This window comes from Paenibacillus silviterrae (genome assembly GCF_030167925.1).
Classification (GTDB): Bacteria; Bacillota; Bacilli; order Paenibacillales; family NBRC-103111; genus Paenibacillus_G; species Paenibacillus_G silviterrae.
The window spans coordinates 432,707-453,181 of sequence record NZ_JASKUT010000002.1 but is presented as its reverse complement, the minus strand read 5'-3'; the positions used below and the strand labels follow the sequence as shown (position 1 = coordinate 453,181).

The window sequence follows — 20,475 nt, the reverse complement described above, 5'->3', positions numbered from 1 at the left end:
GTCAACAGCTATCAGGTAGGTACTTGTTCAGTCTAATCATGCACTCAGAGGCCACCATGGCATGTTCCCTCATACGCCTCACATCTATAGCTTGCCCGAATGCTCGCAGCAGCTCCAGCCATTACGATTGTGCACACTCTGGCTGCTTCGTGGACCTTGCCCGCCGAGCCGGCCCTCCCCTTTGCTATATTCAATGACGATGAAACCGGCTAGGATGTTCTCTTGGTTCGTAAATTCTTTCTCAATATTAGGAAGTCGCCGAATAAAACGAACGTTTGTTCCTTAATTATGGCATATATTGGTATATAAATCAAATACCAGCAGCCATCGATATGCACCTCCGGGTTTCCATTGAATTGCATCCCCTCTTCCATTAAAGCGCGCTATTCTTGCCCTCCGCCTAGGTAGTCGCATTATTGCAACTGCGGTAGTCGAATCCATGCTCTTGAGCAAATGTAGTCGCACATTTACAATAAACGGATTCCGCTCACCCTATTTTACTATCCTCAAGCCTAAGTAATCGCAAATCTGCAACTACACAGGTGAATCATTCCCCCATGATGCCGGTAATTGCCTATATGCGATTAGAGGGGGCCGCCTTGTTCATCATTTTCATACCATCAGGCAAGTCAGGTGTGGCCCACTCAACCAAAAGAACCCGCCGGTTATCCCGGCGGGCTCTCCAAATCCTTTTTAATATCGCTTCACTTGAACCGCTTGGTTCGTTTTGGCGGATTCGTAGGCGGCCCAAGCGACCTCCGCCGCGCGCAATCCATCCTCACCTGTAATCGACGGGCTTCGGCCTTCGCGAATGCTCGCAACGAACTCGCCGACTAGGGCGCCGTCCGAGCTGTCCCCCCATCCGACATACCGATGCGAAGGGATTGCTCCCTCCTCCCAAAGGGAACCGTTTTGCCCAAAGGCGTCGAGGTGGAGAACGCCCTTCGTTCCGACGATACGCATGGTCACGTCTCCCCAGGTCGAGAAGGTGGACGGCCTGGACCAGCTGGTATCCAGCGTTGCAACCACCCCATTCTCGAAGCGAAGAGACAACAGCCCGCAATCGTCCACAGGCACGTCGTGAAGCAGGGTGTCAACCTCCGCATAGACCTCCGTCACCTCGCTGTGAAGCAGCCAACGCATGACATCCGCTACATGCACCGTATGATCCAGCACCGCTCCGCCACCGGCGAGCTCGGGGTCGATAAACCATCCCGATGGCATACGCCCATGGTTCGTAGCGGCGATAGCCACGATCTCACCGACGGAACCATCGTCGATCTGCTGCTTTACCTTCTGCACGGATGTGTTCAAGCGAACCGGGAATGCCGTCTGCAGGATTACCCCCTTTCGGCTGCAAAGCGCGATCAACTCGCGGGCTTCCTCCCCCACTGTGGTGATCGGCTTCTCCACCATAATGTGCACTCCCGCTTCCGCGGCGGCCATTGCATAGCCGAAATGCTTTCGGTTCTCCGTACAAATAATAACCCCATCCACGTCCTTCAGCAGCAGGCTCACATCTTCATAGTGCTTCGCACCGCTTCGTGCCGCCGCGGCATGCGCCCGCTCCAAGTCCTCGTCGTAAATGCCAACCAGCTCCACATGCGGTAGCTGCTGCATGGACCGAACGTAGCTGTAGGCGTGCATATGAGCAAAGCTGATCATCCCTAAACGAATGGTTTTCATTAGTGCACCGCCCTCATCTCCACCGGTTTCTGCCGTAAGGCGGATGCCGCTGCGGCCAATCCGATTCGCAGCGCCTCCAGCGCCTCTTCACCGGAAGTAAGCGGCACCGCACCGTTCCCGATACATTCCACGAAATGCTCAAGCTCCAGAGCGTACGGGCTCTTAACGGTCGGGCTCTCCGCTGCCACCCCATGAACTCCTCCAAATTGTACAATGGTTGCGGCTGATCCGCGGTCAAATTGGACCAAGCCTTTGGTGCCCGCTATCTCGATGGAAGTTTGGAACGGAGCTCCCTGAGGATAAGCCCAGCTAGCTTCCACATGCGCCATAACGCCGCTTTCGAACCTCAGCAGGGTTAAGGTATGGTCGAACTGCTCCCGAGTTACCTGTCTGCTGAATACACGTCGTACCGGCCCGAAGCACCAATGCAGGAAGTCGAAATCGTGAATGGCCAAATCAATCAGCGGCCCCCCGCTTCTGTCATAGTCTGCAAACCACGGCGACCATGCGGGAAAAGCCCCCGACCGTACCGTTCTCACGACGCCGGGATTGCCCAGCTTACCTGCAAGCAGCTGCTGTCTGGCTGCACGATACTGCGGGTCGAACCGGACAACATGCCCTACCATGAAAATCACCCCGGCTGCCCGGCACGCTTGTATCATGGCTTCTGCATCTTCTTCCGAGGCTGCGATCGGCTTCTCGCAAAATACGTGCTTGCCATGAGCAGCGGCCCGTTCCACCGCCCATCGGTGAAGATCCGTGGGCAAGCACACATCAACCGCATCGATATCGCTTAGCTCCAGCATCGTCTCCAATGATGTAAAGATATCCACGTTCCAAGCCCCTGCCAGCTTCATCGCTTTCTCCACATCGAGATCGCACACGGCTGTCACCGCCGCTCCCCCAATCTGGCGGTATGCCTTGTGATGGGTCTGGCCCATAAACCCCGCCCCGACCAAACCGATTTTGATCATAAACTTAGAAAGCCTCCTTATTCGTTCTTACTCCACTGCGCAAGCAGTGCACTCGCTTTTTGCTCCAGCAAGGCCTTTGCTTCTGCCGTTATCCTGCCCTGCTGAGAAGGATTGCCCAACTGCTTCAGGAAATCCTGCAAATGCTTCGCCGCTTGTGCGATAGAGCCTTTTTCGTAATGATGCGCTACCTGCTCCATCCGATTACTTAGCTGCATCGCCAATGGTCCGGTCACCTCTCCCGACATGATGTACCCTTGCAGCAACCCCTGGACAACAGGTAGATTTACTTGCGTCGTGACGACAAGCGTAGGACTTGGCTTCGAAGCATTGCCCTTCTCATCTTTGGCAATGACATAGAATTCATATCGGGTATCGGGTGAAAGCCCATCCACTCGATATACGGCGTCCCCCACAGTCGAATACACGGAATCGGTTACGGAGGTCAGCAGGCTGCCGTTCCTATAAAGATCATACGAAATTCGCTCCGCATGCTCATCTTGGACTCGATTCCATGCCAATTGAACCGATACATCCATAACTTGAAGTGCCCGTAAATTTGCCGGACTATCGATCACATTGCGGGTCGTAAAGCTCCAAATGTCGGACACCGTCTTACCGCCGAAAGCATCCTCGGCTAGAGCGTACCAGGAGTAGCCCTGCAGCTCTTGAAGCCCGCTCCACTGCACCTCCGCCGTCCCGCCGCTAGGAACCTGCTGCGCTTTGCCGATCTCCTTATCCGTATACACGCGCACTTGCAGATAATCCGTTGCCACGCGCTTCAGGCGGGGAGTCAGCTCCAGGGCCAGTGTCGTCTCATCCTTCCCGGGATACTCGGACGGTTCGTAATAGTTGTAATCGTTCTTATATGGAGAGTACGTATTCACATAAATCGTATTGCTTTCCGTATCAAAATGCAGCAGCTTCATGTACCCCATGCCGCCTTCTTCGAAGCCTTGGTAGTCGTTCAGCATCTGATACACTCTGCGATCGGGTGCTCCGTCGCCATTGTCATCGATCTCATCCGTCAAAAGCGCGCTGCCGGTATAATGGCCGCTGAGGACCGCCGCAACGTTCTTATTTTTCAAAACAACGTCCTGATACACCTTGTTGCCTGTAATCGATCTGGTACCGTTCGGCTGCAAATAATCGTGCAGGCTGACTACGGCAATTCGATCGGGGTGCTCCGATAACACCTGGTTCATCCAGGCCATATCCTCTTCATTCACACCCCAGCCCATGTACAGAAAAATAAAATCGTTGCCGCTCGCGGATATCAAATCGTAATGCCCGCGATTGTTTTTATAGCTCTCCCCGTAGTACGGCTCCTGCTCGAAACGTCCCGCGCCGAAATACTGCTCATAGGTGGTATAATCGGAATCTGTAGTTCCCACGTCATGATTACCCGCGAGCACGCCATAAGGGACATTCGCATCCTCCAGCACTTGCATATACTGGCTCGCGCGTTCCCATTGATACCTCGCCGTAGGCTCGTTGACCAGATCTCCCGTATGGATGACATACCGGATATTCATGGCAGCGGCTTGATCGCGGATCCATTTCACCTGGGATTCGTAGATATGCGGGTGCAGCTCGGAATAGAACTGGGTATCCGACATCCAGGCGATCGTGTAATCATAATCCCCCCGAGCCGGAATCTGGTCTTGGACCATGACTTGGATGACCCGGTCCTTCACATAATGCTCACCGGAGACTAACCCGGTCAGTTCAAAATCCTCTTCCGTGGACGGAACGAAGGAATCGACCGCATCCCACTTTCCGCTGCTGTGGTTCCATGCATACATCGTCACCTTCCGTCCCGGAAGCGACTTGCCCTCCCAGAATACTTCCACTTGATCTCCTGCCGAGATCTCCTCCTTCAGCTGCACCTCGAATCGAAGGTAAGGAAATTGCAGAGTGGAATCTACCGTCACATAACGGCCATCCGAGGAGGCCAAATCCGCTGTTTCCTCCGGGGTAAGCCTTACTTCGCCAATGGGTCTTGCAGCTGAAGGCGGCTCCCAAGCCGTTGCATGCTTGAACAGCTGCAGCTGCGGTGCCGCGGCATCGTATACGTATCCCCGGCGGAACGACACGCTCAGCTCATCGCTCGTCGGATCGCTGACGGAAACCTTCAGCACCGGATCGGCATTCACATCGTGCTGCCCGTTCTCAGGTGAGATCAGAGCGGGCTTATACGGATGCTCCTCCGGCGTCGTAAACGCAATCGTTCTTTCGCTTCGATTCCCTGCGTTGTCCGTTGCCGTCAGCTGCAGGGTATGTACACCCGGCGCTAAGGCAGTGGACGAGGTAGCGTAAGGTACGACGATGTTTTGGCCGTCCAGCTTCACCGTCTTGCTCTTGATGCCTGCAACCGCATCGGAAGCGGCCGCTTCCACCGTGAAGCTTCCCTTGTACAGCTGGCCCTCCGCCATATTGGTCGTGAGGACAGGTCCTGTATTATCGACGTTTACTCGGACCCGAGCTTCACCTTGGTTAGGTGCTACCGCGCTTACGGTATGCGGCCCGTCCTGCATTGCGTTCGTAGGCCATCGATACACCAGCGCATTCAGCTTCTCCGGAGCGATGTCGAACGTAAAGTACACAACAGGCAAGAACCTGCCGTTATCCCCCACATCGATCAGCTGGCTCGGATTGGCATACTCCTTCGATCTCAGCACCGTACCGTCTGCCAATACCAGCCGAACGTTCCGAATATCGTAATCGTCCAGATTCGTTTCGGGGTTGTCTTCAAAATACGGCCTTACAGATGAGCCGGCCCGCAGTGCAATGACGTTCTCTCCTTGCTTCAGCCGCTCGGGTTCGATAGGCGCAATGACCGTATCGAAATTGTTCACGACCTTATCGGCCATAAACAAAATGTCCTTGCCCATCGTAATGGCATTTTTCCCGTTCATGCCTTGCCCTTCAAAAACGAAGAACGCCTTCTTCTCCATAGCCCGTTCTCCGCCGCTGACTGGCTTCCCGTCGATGGCAAGCTGCAGCTGTGACGGATCGGTTCCGTTCACGGCCGCTTTCACCAAGGTTTCTCCGCTAACCATACTCCCCTCCGTAAGGTTCATTCGCGGACTTACGGGATTCGTCAGCTGGATCCGGCTGATCGGGCTTTGAGCTTCATTGTAGCCGTCAGAAGCCGTGAAATAATATTCCAAACCGGGGCTGCCGAGCAGTTCCAGCACTCCGAGCTTATAGTGATAGATGCCGGCTTCCTCACCCTTCTTCAGCTGAGCTGTCCGGAAGGAAGCTTGCCCCTCCATTCGGTAATGCAGCGTCAGCGTCTTCACCATGCTATTGTCAGTTGCCTCGGCGGTAATCTCCAATTCCTCTGTCGGATCGCTAGCTGCAAGTCCGGTTTTATCCCTAATGACAGGAGGCAAGGTGTCCGTTATCGAAATCGGTGTGGACGGCACCTGCTCGGGCTCCACTCTTCCCGGTGTCCCAGGCTGGATTCCTCCGCTGATCAGGGCCATTTTATTCGTTCCGTCCTGCGGATAACGATAAATAATGCCCTTATCCGGCTCCGTGATTTCCTCTCCCTCGTTGTAGAAGGCCGAGACAAGCTCATGTCCCGTATTGGTCATGACGACAACCTCGCGCATCCGGCTGTTCGCCATACCGCCTGAGTAAATCCGGACAATGTCTTTATTTTCTACCAGATTCACCTGAAAATTGGCGTTGAAGTCCGCTACGGTTGCCGCGCCGTTATAGGTGTTAATGATCCATAAAACCAGTGTTTTCCCCGGCTCGATCACGACATCCTCCGGTACGGGAACCCATACGGTCTCGCTTTCCAAATAACGATATAGTATTTTGTAGTCCTTGAAATTCATCGGCTGATCCGTGTTATTGTATACCTCAATGAATTCGTACCCGTCGGCTCCGTTTACATTCGTCGTATCGGGAACAAGCTCCGTGATAAGAACCGGAGGCACCAATGCGGCGGCGGCAGCGGCTTGCGCCTCGAACGCTGCCCCATGGAGCGGCAGAGCCGCGCTTACCGTCATACTTAGGGAGAGCAATAGAGAGCATATCGGCCGTTGAAGCTTACCTTTTCTTTTCTCTTTCATAGCATCCTCCTTGGGAATGATAGAATCACTCTACTTCTGAGCGGCGCCGGACCTCGGCGCCCAATCCTTCTCGGTAATCGTGCGTATGTCTTTCCCGTCCAGAATAAGCAACACATTGCCGTGCAGACCGGTCGAAAATACCTGCGCCCCCTTCTTCTGATACCTCTCCATCAGATTGGGACTCTGAAACAAATTTTGACTCATGACGGCATACTTGGGAGTAACCGCTTGCATGAACAGCTCCGAGGATGACGTCGACTCGCTTCCGTGGTGCGGAACATGCAGCGAATCCGCATCCAGCTTCTCCGCCAAAGGAGAGCCGACCAGCTCCATCTCCCGATGCTTATAGATATCGCCAGTAATTAAGTACGACTGGCCGCGGAACGTCATTCGCAGCACCATGGAATAATCATTCAGCTCCGGGGCGGAGAAGGTTTTGATGGCTCCTGGAAGCTCTCCTTTTGGCGGGCTTAAAACCTCAAAGCTCACCTCCTCTCCCAGCTTGAAGGTGGAGCCCTCTTCAAGAATTTCCTTGGGCACCTGCTTGGCATCCAGTGCGGCGATTGCATTCCTGTAAGACGCCGAGCTGGGATAGGGCAAGTTCTCCATGTAGAAGACGCCGATCTCCTTCTTCTGTGCAACGGTGGCGAAACCTCCGATGTGATCCGTATGCGGATGCGTATTCAAGGCAATATCCAGCTTCGTGACCCCTAGCTTATCCAGATAGCTTACTACCTGTGACCCGACCCCGGGCAATCCCGAATCGATAAGCATGCTTTTTCCATCCGGCGATTGAATCAGGATGCTGTCTCCCGTCATCTCCGGGCCCTCCAGATAGAAATAGCGGATCGTAAGCTGATCCTTATACTTCTCCTTATCGAACACCTGATCCGTCCGCGGCTTCTCCTGCGGAGACGGCTGAGCTACGGAAGGAGCCGACTTGGCCGGCACGCCCTCCAGACTAACCTCCGTACAGGCTGCAAGCACCAGTAGCGATGCAACCGCCCCGGCTCCTGCCAGCCCGACGATCTGCTTTCTCTTAAAAGCCGCCAACCCCTACAACTCCCTTCTCCGGGCATACGCGCTCTAAACTGGGAAGGCGGCTTTGCAAGCAAAGCCGCCCCCCTGTCACTACTTGCTCTTGCTGTATCTGTCGTACGCTTGCTTGTAAATCTTCATATACTGATCCATTCCCATCTTCTTTACGGTATCCACATACTTATTCCATTCGGACATAGGTTCGGCACCGGTAATGAACTTCGCCTCCATCTCCCCGATGTAGGTATGAATATCGGAGCCAACGGAAGACATGAATTCCGTCTCCTCCTCCGTAAAGTTAAATGCATTCCAGATTTCCTTCAGCGCATGCGGCTCCGCCTTCTTACCTGCGGCGACCGATTCCGGCAGCGTCTCCGAGCCCTTAAAGTACTTCTCCTGCACATAGCCGGGGTAACTGCCGCCCAGCCAAGTAATGTACTTCGCCAGCGCCTGGTCCATCGTTAAGCCGCTTGGGTTCTTCGTGATTTCTTCCACAAACTCCAGCTTGCCGTCCGCCGTTTCCTTATAGGTTTGGCCCTTCAAGCCCATGAAGTAGAAGGTAGCCCCTTCATCGCCGTAGAAATAGTCGATCCAACGGATCGTAGCTTCTACATGCTTGTTCTTATCCGTGATGACGAAGGCGCCCGGCCATACCATCGGCACCTTCAGATGCGTATAGAGCTGATCGCCATGCGGCCCTTTCAGTGCCCCGAGACCTACGTACCCTGTCTGATTCATCTGTGTCGTCGGGTTCGGGTTGATCGTCGCTCCGAACACCCCGGTTTGTCCCTTCGCGTAGAGCGCGCTGGTCTTCACCGTGAAGATCTCCTTATCGATCAGCCCTTCGGCATAGAGCTTGCGAACATACTCGATCACTTCCTTGTACTTCGGATCGGTACGGAAGAAGCGGAGCTCCCCTTGCTTGGCAGGATTCATATCGACGAATTTATGGCCGAGTCCGCGATTCCCGAAGCCCCACGCCCCGCGAAGCTGCTCGATCAACGGGTTAATGCCGCCGCCCGCATAAGGCACCTCATCCGCCTGGCCGTTGCCGTTCGGATCCTTTTCTTTGACGGCCTTCAAATATTGATAGAATTCCTCGGTTGTGGTCGGCTCCTTCATGTTCAGCTTGGTCAGGAAATCCTGCTTAATCCAAAGAGGCGTACCGATCAGCATCGGCAGGAAGCCCGGATCATAGAAGGATGGGAAGGAATAGATCCCCCCGTCCGGCATGGTCAAACCTTTGCGTAGGTCGGGATACTTATCAAGCAGCTTTTTGAAATTCGGTGCGTACTTATCGATATAATCATTGAGTTTTACGAAGGTGCCCTGAGCTCCGTATTTCATCAGGTCGGCGGCACTCACCCTTGCGGAGTAGAAAGCATCTGGATAGTCTCCGCTCGCCAAAGCCAGGTTCCGCTTCTCCGTTAAATTCTCGAAAGGAACCAGCTGAAAATTTACCTTGATGTTGCTCTTCTTGGCGTATTCCTTCCAAACGAGCGTTTCCTCGAAGTTATTGCCGTTGGTTGCCGCCTTACCTGTAAAGAAGGTGAGTGTGAGCGGCTCCTTCGCAATCGGAAAGCCGGTGCTGTTCAAGCCCGCAACCTCCTCCTTCTTCGCTCCTTGGCCTTCTGCCGCCGGTGTTTCGGCTCCGCTGCTGCACGCAGCAAGCAAGCCTGTCGACATGGTAACAGCCAGAGTAGCTGCCGCCCATTTACGCTTTTTCATAGACAAACCCTCCTGATCATATTTGCAAAATATCGGAATCTCAGCCTTTAATCGCACCGATCATAACGCCTTTGACAAAGTACTTCTGGAGAAACGGGTAGAGGGTCAATATCGGCAGGTTGGCCACGATCACGATGGCGTATTTCACGGCCTCCGCATCCATCATGGTCTTTAACAGCGTATCGTCACCCACACCAATCATTTCGTTCATCTGCCCCTGTACTAGGATTTCCCGCAGAAACAGCTGCAGCGGGTACTTATCGCGATCGTTTAAATAAATCATCGCGCTGAAATACGAATTCCAGTGGCCAACGCTGTAAAATAGGACCATGACCGCCAAAATCGGCAGCGAAAGCGGAAGCACGATGCGCGTCAGCGTTTTGAAATTGGAGCAGCCGTCCATCGCAGCCGCCTCCTGCATTTCGTAAGGAATCCCCGTTTGGAAAAAAGTCCGCATAATCATGATGTTCCACACGGAGACCGCACTTGGAATGATCAACGCCCAGAAGCTGTTCAGCATGCCTAACTGCTTCACGAGCAGATAGGTCGGGATCATTCCGCCGCTGAAAAACATGGTAAACACAATCAGGGCCGTAATGACATTCCTGCCGTCAAAATCCTTACGCGACAGCGGATAGGCCGCCGCTATGGTCATGACAAGATTCACTGCCGTACCTACTACCGTATAGAGAATCGTGTTCATATAACCTGTCAGGACATCCTTGTTCTCGAACACCTTCTCGTAGCCGACCCAAGTCAGCTGCTTGGGCCACAGCCACACCTCGCCCCGCATGACCGCTTCCGGACTGCTTACCGACGCGACCAGGACGAATAACAGCGGATACAGAACGATGACGGTGATGACCGAGAGAACAGCGAGAATACTACGCTCAAGCCACAGATCTCCCCGGCTTTGCAGCAGTCCCATAAAGCTCCTCCCTCCTTACCATAGACTGGTTTCATTGACCTTACGGGCAATACGGTTAACCGTCACCAGCATGATGAAATTGATTACGGAATTGAACAAACCGACAGCCGCCGAATAGCTGTACTGCGCCCCGATGATACCGCTGCGATATACATTCGTAGAGATAACGTCGGAGGCCGACATATTGAGCGGATTTTGCATCAGGAATACCTTCTCGAAGCCGACGCCTACAATCGATCCGACCTGTAAAATCAATAAGATGATAATGGTCGGCATAATGCCCGGCAAATTCACATGCCAGATTCGCTGCCAACGGCTGGCGCCGTCTACACGCGCCGCTTCATGAAGCTGAGGATCGATTCCGGCAAGCGCCGCCAAATAGATGATCGAGCTCCATCCCATCTGCTGCCAGACGCCTGACAGGACATATACCGTCTTGAACCACGCGGGATCCGTCATGAAGGGAATCGGTTCTCCCCTGAACATCGTCACCACTCGGTTGAGCAATCCGGTCTCCGGTGAGAGAAAGATCATGATTAACCCTACCATAACGACCGTCGATAGAAAATGGGGAGCATACGTCACCGTCTGTACGAAACGGCTGAATTTCTTCGAACGGACTTCATTGAGCATCAGCGCCAGCAATATCGGAATCGGAAACCCTACAACCAATTGGTAGATCCCGATACCCAGCGTGTTTTTCATCAGCCGCCAAAAGTAGTAGCTTTCAAAAAAACGTTCGAAATGCCGGAACCCGACCCAGGGACTCCCCCATATTCCTTTGGTAGCAATGAAATTTTTGAACGCAATTTGCACTCCGTACATCGGTACATATTCAAATACCAAGAAAAACACCAGCACCGGAGAGATAAGCAGATAAAGCTGCCAATTGCGTCTCATGCGCTTCCCGAGGGACACCAGCGCACCTTTCCGCTTCGTCTGTGCCATCACACGACCGGCTGTTTCTATAGATGCCGCTTCAGACGTTTTCAAAACATTCGTTCACCTGCCTTTGCTTCAGTCCTAGTTGGTTTCGGTTGTGATTCGATCATATTCCGCCAGGCGCTCTGCGGCAATTGACTTATTCTTTGTTCCCTAGCGGGAAGTTGGTTATATAAGAAATGGATAAGGATAAAAGAAAATGATAATTCCGTATCGGGAGCCCATCGTGTAATATAGGTAGAAACCCGTTTATCCGTCCGCTTACATACAATACCCCTTATTTAAAGGAGAATCAGGCAATAATGTGGACTCTAATGAAGCGTCAGTCACTATTCGTAAAAATCTTTCTTAGCTTCTTAACCATCATTTTGTTGTTTGTATCCTTTCATATGATTTCGTTTCAGTTTTTTACGGATAGAATCCAAACGGAAATCATTCAGCATAACCAGCTAAGCTTGAGAAATACAGCCGACCGCTACCAGACACATTTCACACGGATCAAGACGCTTCTTTTCAGCCTTTACCATGAGGAGAAGCTCGTAGCCTTCAACCGTCAGCTTGTCTCCAGGCCGGATGCGGAAACGAATTATTGGCTGGCCGGGGAGCCCCTCAAGGAGGTACGTTCCCATGCCTACAACCCGATGTTTTATTTGGATAACCTGATCATCCTTTTTACCCGTCCGGCGTTTGTCATTGAGAAGGAAGGCACGAGCGATTCGGACCTGTTTTTTTCCCGGTTTTATCAAAGTCCGGTCTATACCGCTGATTATTGGAGCAAGCTGTCGCAGCAATCCGGCATCTACTTGCTTCATCCGGCGGAGGTATTCCGTGTAACCGGCCTAAATTCGGATCAGAATACGCAGCTGCTCCCGATCTCCTTCCAGATGCCCGGTAAAAATTACCGGGTCATCGCCCTGCTGGATGCCGCCAAAATGCTTAAGGCCTTTCATAGTCAGGAGAAGGACCCCCGATTTATGATTTTGAATCCGGACGGCAGCCTGCTGTACCGTTCGTCTCAAGAAATATCGACGGAAGGCTTGCCCTTTTTCGATCGGAATGAGGATTATCAGCTGAAGAACGGTTTCTACTATTTTGCCGTGAAGGATAAGGAAGCTCAGCTGACCTTCGTTACGGCTGTACCCTATTCCTACATTTCGTCCCAAGTATCGAAGCTGAATATGACGATGTACATTATTCTGGCCATCTCTGTCGCTATCGGCATTACCGTATCCTGGCTGCTAAGCCGCGGCATCAACCGTCCTTTGAAGCAGATCGTAGCGTCCATTCTGCACCGCAATCCGGGAAGTGTGGACAACGCCATCCACGAATTCGATCTGATCCACCGGGAGATGCACGAGCTGATCCGTGAGAAGGAGGAAATTCATACGGAGATGCTGAGCAAAAATTCGTTATTGACAAGCTACGGCTACATCAACAAGCTGAAGGCAATCAATTCGGATATTAACGATTGGAAGGATGTCCTGGCGACGGACCAGCCCTACGTTATTATTATGTATCAGCTTCAGTTTCGCAGCGCGCCGGCCGGCGGCGAGCCTGCCATCGTTCCGGAGAAGGCGGCCTATTATATTCGTGAATATATCCGGGTGCTGATGTCTGAACGGTTTCCGTCGTCCCATACGTTTCAGATCGAGAATAATCAGATTTTGTCCTTCGTCACGATGGGTGAAAATCCCCATGTACTCGATTCCGCGCTCGCTCAGCTGAAGCAAATCTTGGACCGCGATCGCCAGTACTTGCTTGTAACGATTGCCGTTAGTCCGGTTTATCGCCATTCCTCCGGCTTCAATGAGGCATATCGTATCGTTCTTCAAATGCTAGAGCAAGCAAGACCGGTTGAGGAAACGCAGCTGATTACCACGCTCCATAACGGCTCCGGGCTGTTCCTGTTAACCCCGTCTCAGGAGCAGGAGCTGAATGCAGCGCTGCTTGCGGGCAATGAGCGGGCCTGCATGCTGCTTATCGAACGGGTGCTCGACCAAATGGCCAAGAAGGACGCTTCCTTACAGCAGTACCGCAGGATCGGAGAGGGAATGGTGGAGCGAGTATGCAGGGTCCAAGGATCATTCGGCTACCACGAGGACATGGCGGCATTACAGGAGGAGCTGAACCGGCAATTGAAGGATTGCTATTCGGTTCAGCAATTTAAGGAGTTTTATCGTATGCTCTTCTCGGAATGCGCGGCCATTGTGAACCGCTTCAAGGCCGATAAGGACGATACGCTCGAATTCATCATGAACAGCGTGGAGAACCGCTATGCGGAGGATATCTCGCTCGATTTGCTGGCTGATAAGCTGAATATGTCCGCGGCTTACTTGTCGGTGTATATTAAAGAGAAGACCGGCATGAATTTTAGCGATCATATCAACCAGGTCCGGGTACGCAAAGCCAAACAGCTGCTGGTCGAGACGGATTTGAATATGAACGATATCGGGCTGCAAATCGGATATCGCAACGTGACTTCTTTCAACCGGATGTTCAAGAAGCTGACGGGTATGGCCCCTGGAGAGTACCGGAAGCAGCACACCCTTCTAAGGGAAGGGGAACCGATTCAGTAGGGGGTATAATAAGAGAGCGGCAATCCGGAGAAAGACTAACACCGAGATTGCCGCTGGTTAAATAAGAAAGCTTCTATCGAAGCCCACTTACAGAAGTGCATTCATTTGCCTCGTCTTCAGCCATTGCACTCCCGCGAAGATGCCTATTCTCACAAATCCCGCTCTGAACTTCGTTTCGGTTCGTGGATTTCTGCACTATAGCAGCATTGCATCCCTTGCCTAACTCGTGACGGCCTTCCCACAGGCGACACCAAACCAATCTTGAAAAAGGGTTGGAGAGGCCTAACCATCATCAGAGGGTACCCCATCCCATACTTTTACTTTTTGGAGAAGCCCTTTCACAGAAGTGACAAAAAAGACGGTCATAGACCGCCTTTCGAAAGTACATTTCGCAGCACCGGCTCGAGCCCGTTCGCCATCAGCATAAAGCCCAGATCGGTAGGGTGCACTCCATCCACTGTGGCCTCTGCGGGCTCCTCTCCCAATAAATCGGAGCCGTCAAGGAAGAACAGCTGCGTATCCCCCGCTTCCTGCAGCTTCCGGACAAGCTCCCTTTGGTAATGCAGCCGCTCCAAGCGGTTTTTGCGTAATTCGGGCCTATGTACTTCTCCCCCGTGCACAATCCTGGAAGCAACAATCAGAGGAACCGACGGATGAGCTTCCCTGTAAATGCTTATAAACTCAGGAAGTGTACGGCAGTAGCGCTCCGTATCGCAATTGGCTTCATAATCCAGCACAAGGCAGGCCGGGTCTGCGATGGCAGAAATCAACCGAGCCAGCTCCGGCTCCCCTTTTCCGTTACCGGAAAACCCCAAATTGATACACTCCAGATTGATTCTGCGGCTTAACAAGTTCGTATAGCTCATTCCGGGGCGTGTAGCACACCCTCCCTGTGTAATGGAGGTGCCATAGAAAATGATCCGCTTTGGCGATTCGTATGGGATGGGCACTGTAACCGCTGCCCCGTCCTCCAGCCCGATCCACAGCTCCTTCACCCCTTTATACAAGGGAAGGTTCAAGGTAAATTGACGAAGCTCCTCGTCCGTTCCGGTGTAAACCTCGCTTTCATATGCATCCTGCCCCCAAGGAAAGCGGGCCGTACCGGCATAAACCATGCTACCCGGCAGGCCGATATAGGCGTCGACGCCGCCTTCGCCGGTTGCCGGCATGTGGTACATGCCCGGAGTGCCGCTCAGCCGCATTCTGACAGCCACCCTCCTGGAGTTTGTCCGAAACCGGATCTGCCCTCCCGAGGTACAGTTGGCTAGGCTGTCAACGGCGTCGGATACAGGATATTCGGGCCGAACGGGAAGCCTCCGATACGTCTGATCCGCCGCAAGCCAAGCGAATCCGGCAACCTGAAACGGATCCGCAAGCGCAGCATACCAGCTCAAGCCATCCCCTGCGGCTCCTGGAACGATCATATTGGCGTCCCACTGAAGAGCATTTACATCTTGCTGCTTGTTCCCGGTCATGGGCCATTTCTCCTTTTCGGCTGACGTTATTTAAGTTTACGCACGGTACTTAGGAAAGTTTGGTTATAAATCTATACTCCGGATTCAGTTACTGAATGCATCGGCTTCATTGTTCCTTAACCGTCATAACAACAACAGACATTGGCGGCAGGTTTATCAAGAGCTGCTCATCCGCAAGCTCGAAGTCAAGGAACTCCTGTGGGATTACGTTCTCGGGCTGCTCGAAGGTATTATGCGCGCCCCGATCCGAAGCCGTCAGGATTCTTCCCATAATACCGGCATAACCCGCAATGCCCTCTAATTGGATGTCAAGATGAGCGGAGCTGTGGAAATCCATATTACAGAAGCTCATATGAATGGTACCGAACGCATCCTTGGAGGCCGATGCACTGATCTGCTGGATCGTCTGTCCTTCCCATTCGTAAACGCCCTTATTGTAATCAAGATCGAGACGCTTCGCATCCTGATGAACCTTAAACATCTCGAATACATGATACGTCGGGGTCAGAATCATCCTCGGTCCCTCAGTCAGGACCATCGCCTGCAGGACGTTAACGGTTTGCGCAATATTGGCCATCTGCACCCGGTCACAGAAATCATGAAAGATATGTAGGTGAATTCCGGCCACAAGGGCATCGCGGAGAGCATTTTGCTGATAGAGGAATCCAGGATTCGTCCCCGGCTCGACATCAAACCAAGTACCCCATTCGTCCACGATCAAGCCGATTCGTTTATCGGGATCGTACTTATCCATAATCGCGCCGTGTTCTCGGATGAGCTCCTCCATAAACAGTGCTTTCTTCATCGTGACGAACCATTCGTTTTCGGTAAAATCCGTTGCCGATCCCTTACTCTTCCATGTACCCGGAATCGTATAATAATGCAGGCTGAGACCGTCCATGTAGGATGCCGCATTCTTCATCAGGACCTCTGTCCATTCGTACCTGTCGTTAGGCGCCCCGCATGCAATTTTGTATATTTTGTTATCGCCGTAATTACGTACATAAGTCTGGTACCTGCGATACTCGTCGGCATAATATTCAGCCCGCATATTGCCTCCGCAGCCCCAGCTTTCGTTTCCTATGCCGAAATAGGTCAGGCTCCACGGCTCTTCACGTCCGTTCCGTTTGCGTGCTTCAGCCATAGGGGATTCACCGTTAAAAGTGATGTACTCGACCCATTCGGACATTTCCTGAACCGTACCGCTGCCAACATTCCCGCATATATATGGCTCACAGCCGAGCAGCTCGCAAAGCATCATGAATTCGTGGGTTCCGAAATGGTTGTTCTCGACCACACCGCCCCAATGGGTGTTCAGCATCCGTTTCCGTTCTTCGCGGGGCCCGATCCCGTCCTTCCAGTGATATTCATCCGCGAAGCATCCTCCGGGCCAACGGAGCACAGGGATGGCAAGGTTCCTAAGCGCTTCCAATACATCGTTTCGAATTCCGTTAGTATTCGGGATTACAGAATCTTCCCCTACCCAAATGCCTTCATAAATACAGCGGCCGAGATGCTCAGCGAAGTGCCCGTAAATGTTGCGATTGATCGTTCCTGTTTCCTTGCCCGCCTTAAGAACCGCTTTCAGACTATCTCTGTCTTTCTTGATCACATTGCCCTCGTTCATCCAAATCAACGCTCCTTTTCTTATCTCCGCAGAGATTCCCTATATTCCAAAGGCGCTACTCCGGTCATTTTCTTGAAGAATCGGGTAAAGGAATGAGGAGCCTCGTAACCGATTCGGATGCCGATGTCTGAAATCTTCAACTCGTCTTGCTTGAGGAGCTCCCTGGCTTTACCCACTCTTACTTCCTCAATATACTCGGAGAGATTGACACCGCACTCCTGTTTAAAAAGACGCGATAAATACGAGGGATTGAAATGAATGACATTCGCCAGACGTACGAGCGACAGATCCTCGGCCATATGCTCCTCAATGTAAGAACGGACCTTATCAATGGCTGCTGCCGCCCTGTTCCGTTCCCCGCTTCGCCTGAGGGCAAACAGCGAGTCCGCCGTCCGCCGCAGAAAGGCAAACGCCTCACGCCAGGATGCATGCCCGTCACTCTGCATGAGGCAGACCGAAGCAACCTTTTCATGAAGCTCCCATCGGTTTATATAAGACAACAGGATCAGTGCTATCATGTAATACAGCTCCGTCAGGAAGGACCCTCCCGTTCCCCGACCATCGAGCGCCGGCTCGATCAGTTCATCCAGGAGCTTGAGAAACTCCTCCCTCCTCCCCCCTTCCAGGTATGCCGTCAATGCCTCTGCTTTATCACGCGGTGATCGTTCTCTTGACGGCAAGGACGGCTCGGAAGTCTCCATGTTCACCGTCTGCACCATCTGGGCGCCGTCCCCCGCTCGCAAATGCTGCTGACGCTTCATCTTATCGTAGAAGACTGATAGCAGCTTCCACTCACACGGTTTGCCTCCCAGAGTAACGGCAACTGTAAGATCCAAGGATTCCGTGCAGGCTTGCTGAATAAGCTCGAATTCACCTTCCAGAAACCTTACGGTTCGAGTATAGGCTTCCTCCTTCGGTATCCCGGATTCTGAAGCCGGCTGAATGAGCCAGAAGAGGTCACCGTAACGATCGATCATACCAAGGCTTATCGTTCTTTCCGCGAGGAACGTTTCCGCTAGAAACTTGACTGCTAGTGCCGCCTCTTGTCTGTCGGCGAATGAATTATGGATCCCCTTGTGCGTCAGGTCGCCAAGCGCTACAAGGACGGGCAAGGACGGATCAAGGGGGATATCCAGCCTCCGAAAGTCCTCTTCCAGTTCATCCGCGGCGCGCGCACCATGAAGCAGGTGCTGGAAATAGTTTCCTCGAGCCAGTGTCTCAAGCGTGGTCAGGTTCTCCCTTGACTTCTGAATCAAGTTGTTGATCCTCAGGCTGTTTTCCAATTCCTTGATCGCGTCACGCACCGCATTGATTACCTTATCGTACCCTTCGCTCTTGAGCAGATAACTTACACCCGGCGTTTGAATCGCCCGATAGATGTAGTCAAATTCGTTAAAGCCTGTCAAAAAAATGATCTTGCAATGCGACCAGTTGCGCCGAATGTTCTCCATGAGCTCCAGCCCGTCCATACCGGGCATACGGATATCGGATAACACGATGTCCACCCTCGTCCGGTTCATCAAGTCCAACGCTTCCCGTCCGGAGTAAGCTTTATATAGATCCAGACCGAGATCCAGCTTGTTGAATATCTCAAACAACCCGTCCGTTATAATCTCTTCGTCATCAACGATCAGCATTCTATACACGGGCATCACCTCCTTTGAAGGGAAACGTAGTGGTCACCTTTAATCCGCCAAGGCCGCTTCTAGATGCCTCTATCCCATATCCTTCGCCGAACATGATCTTTATGCGTCTGTGAATATTGACCATACCCGTCGTCTCCGTCCGATCATCTTCGTTTGCCAGAGAAACCTCAATCCTCTGTAGTACCTCATCTGTCAGAAGATCGCCGTTATCTTCGACCACAATGCGGATATCCGTCTCAACACGCTCGAATCGGACGACAACCAATCCGCTATAAGCCATATGCTCCAAACTGTGCTCGAAAGCGTTTTCGATAATAGGCTGTACAATTAGGCGGGGGACCAAAACCGACTCAAATTCCACAGGGAGGGACTCGAACTGTACCCGAATCCGCCGCGAGAAGCGCAGCTCCTGAATTTCGGTGTACATTCTGGCATGATGAATTTCCTGTTTCAACGTGACCTCGTCCGAAGCATTGCGGGTTACAAACTGGAAATACTCACCCAGCTGTCTCGTAAATTGCTCGATGCGTTCTACATCCCCCGTCTTCGCCATCGTACTGAGAATAAAGAAACTGTTATATAGAAAATGAGGGTTTATTTGTGACTGAAGCTGCTTCAGTTCGGCCCGTTGCGTCATGATTTTCAGCTTATAGGCTTGATCGATCAAAAATCGAAGATTGGTGACCATCTGGTTAAATCGGCTATATAAATACCCGAACTCGTCCTTTGCCCCATGTGCGATGACTACATCCAGATCTCCGTTCTCCATACGACGAAAACTCTTAACAAGCGTGAACATCGGTTTGTGAATAAATTTGTAGGTAGATAAAGCATAGACGCCAATAATCCCGAAAGCGGCGGCTGCAAACAGCCATGCCAATATATAAAACTTTTCAAGCGGTTTCCGGATGATTTCTTCGGGAATGAATCGGTAAATGGACATATCGAGATAATCGGAGCTCGCATGAGCGGTATAATATCGGCTTCCCGAGATTTCATAGATTCCGTCATGGCTATCCGGAGTATCATTATCTTGTACTATGAGAGAAATCGTTTCTTTCTGAAAATGTTGGGAGGAACCGCTTGCAAGAATGACGCCGGACTTATCCGAGAATAACAAGGTCCCGCTTCCGGCATACGTGTTGAATTGTTCCAGCGCTTCCTGCAGCTTTTTTGTATCCAGCTCGATTTCGATAATAAACACCGGATCGGTCCCCTTGCTTCCCCCCAGCTTGGCCGCGTTCAAGAAAAGTCCACCCTTCCAATCGATAACCTGTCTGTTTCGGCCGCCTAAAACAGAGCTAATCTCGGAATAACGTGCGGTATCAAGCTCATAAACCCCATCTGCGGACGAAATGGTTTTCAAATTGAGGTGGATGTGAGCATTCACATTCTTGATATACTTACTGCTGTTTTGAATGGTGTAGAGACGTTTCCTTACCATGTTGATTACTTCCGTGCGTTTAATTGTATCCATATGTTCCCACACCAGCGCAAGCTCATTGAGATCTTCATCCTCCAGAAGACCGTACTGCAACAGCTTCATTCGTTCGATCTCATTCCCCAGATCGGTCAAATAGAAGGTGATCTGAGAAACCGCCGTTTTGGAAATGTCTTCACTTGCCGTCTGTACGACCCAATGATACAAATAGACGCCCAGCAGAATAATGGGAAGCATAATAAGCAAAAAGGTGACGATCAGTCGAAGAAATATGGTATTTCGCAAGGAGAATGATAAACGATTGAACAACATGTGCGCCCCCCGCGTTT

At 52.0% G+C, this 20,475-nt stretch carries 12 protein-coding genes; 1 reads left to right on the top strand and 11 read right to left on the bottom strand.

Annotation, left to right across the window (positions count from 1 at the left end):
- Window positions 1-693: 693 nt before the first annotated feature.
- The 7 genes from QMO62_RS25620 to QMO62_RS25590 form a co-directional block, all read right to left on the bottom strand.
- Entirely contained in the window at window positions 694-1,686 is a 993-nt protein-coding gene (locus QMO62_RS25620; protein WP_348651728.1) for a Gfo/Idh/MocA family protein, read from the bottom strand.
- Window positions 1,686-2,660 (bottom strand): Gfo/Idh/MocA family protein, encoded by a 975-nt coding sequence (locus QMO62_RS25615; RefSeq protein WP_284645340.1) that lies wholly within the window; start codon window positions 2,658-2,660, stop codon window positions 1,686-1,688. The genes QMO62_RS25620 and QMO62_RS25615 overlap by 1 nt, the downstream gene beginning before the upstream one ends.
- Before the next feature lie 17 nt (window positions 2,661-2,677).
- On the bottom strand, window positions 2,678-6,745 hold the full coding sequence (locus tag QMO62_RS25610; RefSeq protein ID WP_284645339.1) for an FIMAH domain-containing protein: 4,068 nt from the start codon (window positions 6,743-6,745) through the stop codon (window positions 2,678-2,680).
- A gap of 30 nt (window positions 6,746-6,775) precedes the next feature.
- Window positions 6,776-7,798: a ComEC/Rec2 family competence protein gene (locus QMO62_RS25605; protein WP_284645338.1), complete on the bottom strand. Its 1,023-nt coding sequence runs from the start codon at window positions 7,796-7,798 to the stop codon at window positions 6,776-6,778.
- A 78-nt stretch (window positions 7,799-7,876) separates the two neighbouring features.
- Window positions 7,877-9,511 (bottom strand): extracellular solute-binding protein, encoded by a 1,635-nt coding sequence (locus QMO62_RS25600; protein WP_284645337.1) that lies wholly within the window; start codon window positions 9,509-9,511, stop codon window positions 7,877-7,879.
- Window positions 9,512-9,551: 40 nt separating this feature from the next.
- Window positions 9,552-10,439, bottom strand: a complete 888-nt coding sequence (locus QMO62_RS25595) for a carbohydrate ABC transporter permease (RefSeq protein WP_284645336.1) — start codon at window positions 10,437-10,439, stop codon at window positions 9,552-9,554.
- Window positions 10,440-10,454: 15 nt separating this feature from the next.
- Window positions 10,455-11,387, bottom strand: coding sequence for an ABC transporter permease (locus QMO62_RS25590; protein ID WP_284646676.1), 933 nt, complete (start codon window positions 11,385-11,387; stop codon window positions 10,455-10,457).
- Between the two features lie 308 nt (window positions 11,388-11,695).
- On the opposite strand from QMO62_RS25590, the gene QMO62_RS25585 reads away from it, so the two are divergent.
- Window positions 11,696-13,957: a helix-turn-helix domain-containing protein gene (locus tag QMO62_RS25585; RefSeq protein ID WP_284645335.1), complete on the top strand. Its 2,262-nt coding sequence runs from the start codon at window positions 11,696-11,698 to the stop codon at window positions 13,955-13,957.
- A 362-nt stretch (window positions 13,958-14,319) separates the two neighbouring features.
- Here the strand turns inward: QMO62_RS25585 and QMO62_RS25580 are convergent, their stop codons facing one another.
- The 4 genes from QMO62_RS25580 to QMO62_RS25565 form a co-directional block, all read right to left on the bottom strand.
- Window positions 14,320-15,432: an SGNH/GDSL hydrolase family protein gene (locus QMO62_RS25580; protein WP_284645334.1), complete on the bottom strand. Its 1,113-nt coding sequence runs from the start codon at window positions 15,430-15,432 to the stop codon at window positions 14,320-14,322.
- Window positions 15,433-15,538: 106 nt separating this feature from the next.
- Window positions 15,539-17,059 (bottom strand): alpha-N-arabinofuranosidase, encoded by a 1,521-nt coding sequence (locus QMO62_RS25575; protein WP_284645333.1) that lies wholly within the window; start codon window positions 17,057-17,059, stop codon window positions 15,539-15,541.
- A gap of 20 nt (window positions 17,060-17,079) precedes the next feature.
- Window positions 17,080-18,696, bottom strand: a complete 1,617-nt coding sequence (locus tag QMO62_RS25570; RefSeq protein ID WP_284646675.1) for a response regulator transcription factor — start codon at window positions 18,694-18,696, stop codon at window positions 17,080-17,082.
- Between the two features lies 1 nt (window position 18,697).
- Window positions 18,698-20,458 carry a sensor histidine kinase gene (locus tag QMO62_RS25565; RefSeq protein ID WP_284645332.1) on the bottom strand — a complete coding sequence of 587 codons (1,761 nt, stop codon included), beginning with the start codon at window positions 20,456-20,458 and terminating at the stop codon, window positions 18,698-18,700.
- Between the last annotated feature and the right edge of the window lie 17 nt (window positions 20,459-20,475).

Coding starts and splice junctions, on each gene's coding strand:
- QMO62_RS25600 (WP_284645337.1), bottom strand. CDS start 9,511: ATGAAAAAGCGTAAATGGGCGGCAGCTACTCTGGCTGTTACCATGTCG.
- QMO62_RS25585 (WP_284645335.1), top strand. CDS start 11,696: ATGAAGCGTCAGTCACTATTCGTAAAAATCTTTCTTAGCTTCTTAACC.
- QMO62_RS25565 (WP_284645332.1), bottom strand. CDS start 20,458: ATGTTGTTCAATCGTTTATCATTCTCCTTGCGAAATACCATATTTCTT.
- QMO62_RS25595 (WP_284645336.1), bottom strand. CDS start 10,439: ATGGGACTGCTGCAAAGCCGGGGAGATCTGTGGCTTGAGCGTAGTATT.
- QMO62_RS25620 (WP_348651728.1), bottom strand. CDS start 1,686: ATGAAAACCATTCGTTTAGGGATGATCAGCTTTGCTCATATGCACGCC.
- QMO62_RS25590 (WP_284646676.1), bottom strand. CDS start 11,387: ATGGCACAGACGAAGCGGAAAGGTGCGCTGGTGTCCCTCGGGAAGCGC.
- QMO62_RS25580 (WP_284645334.1), bottom strand. CDS start 15,432: ATGACCGGGAACAAGCAGCAAGATGTAAATGCTCTTCAGTGGGACGCC.
- QMO62_RS25610 (WP_284645339.1), bottom strand. CDS start 6,745: ATGAAAGAGAAAAGAAAAGGTAAGCTTCAACGGCCGATATGCTCTCTA.
- QMO62_RS25615 (WP_284645340.1), bottom strand. CDS start 2,660: ATGATCAAAATCGGTTTGGTCGGGGCGGGGTTTATGGGCCAGACCCAT.
- QMO62_RS25575 (WP_284645333.1), bottom strand. CDS start 17,059: ATGAACGAGGGCAATGTGATCAAGAAAGACAGAGATAGTCTGAAAGCG.
- QMO62_RS25570 (WP_284646675.1), bottom strand. CDS start 18,696: ATGCTGATCGTTGATGACGAAGAGATTATAACGGACGGGTTGTTTGAG.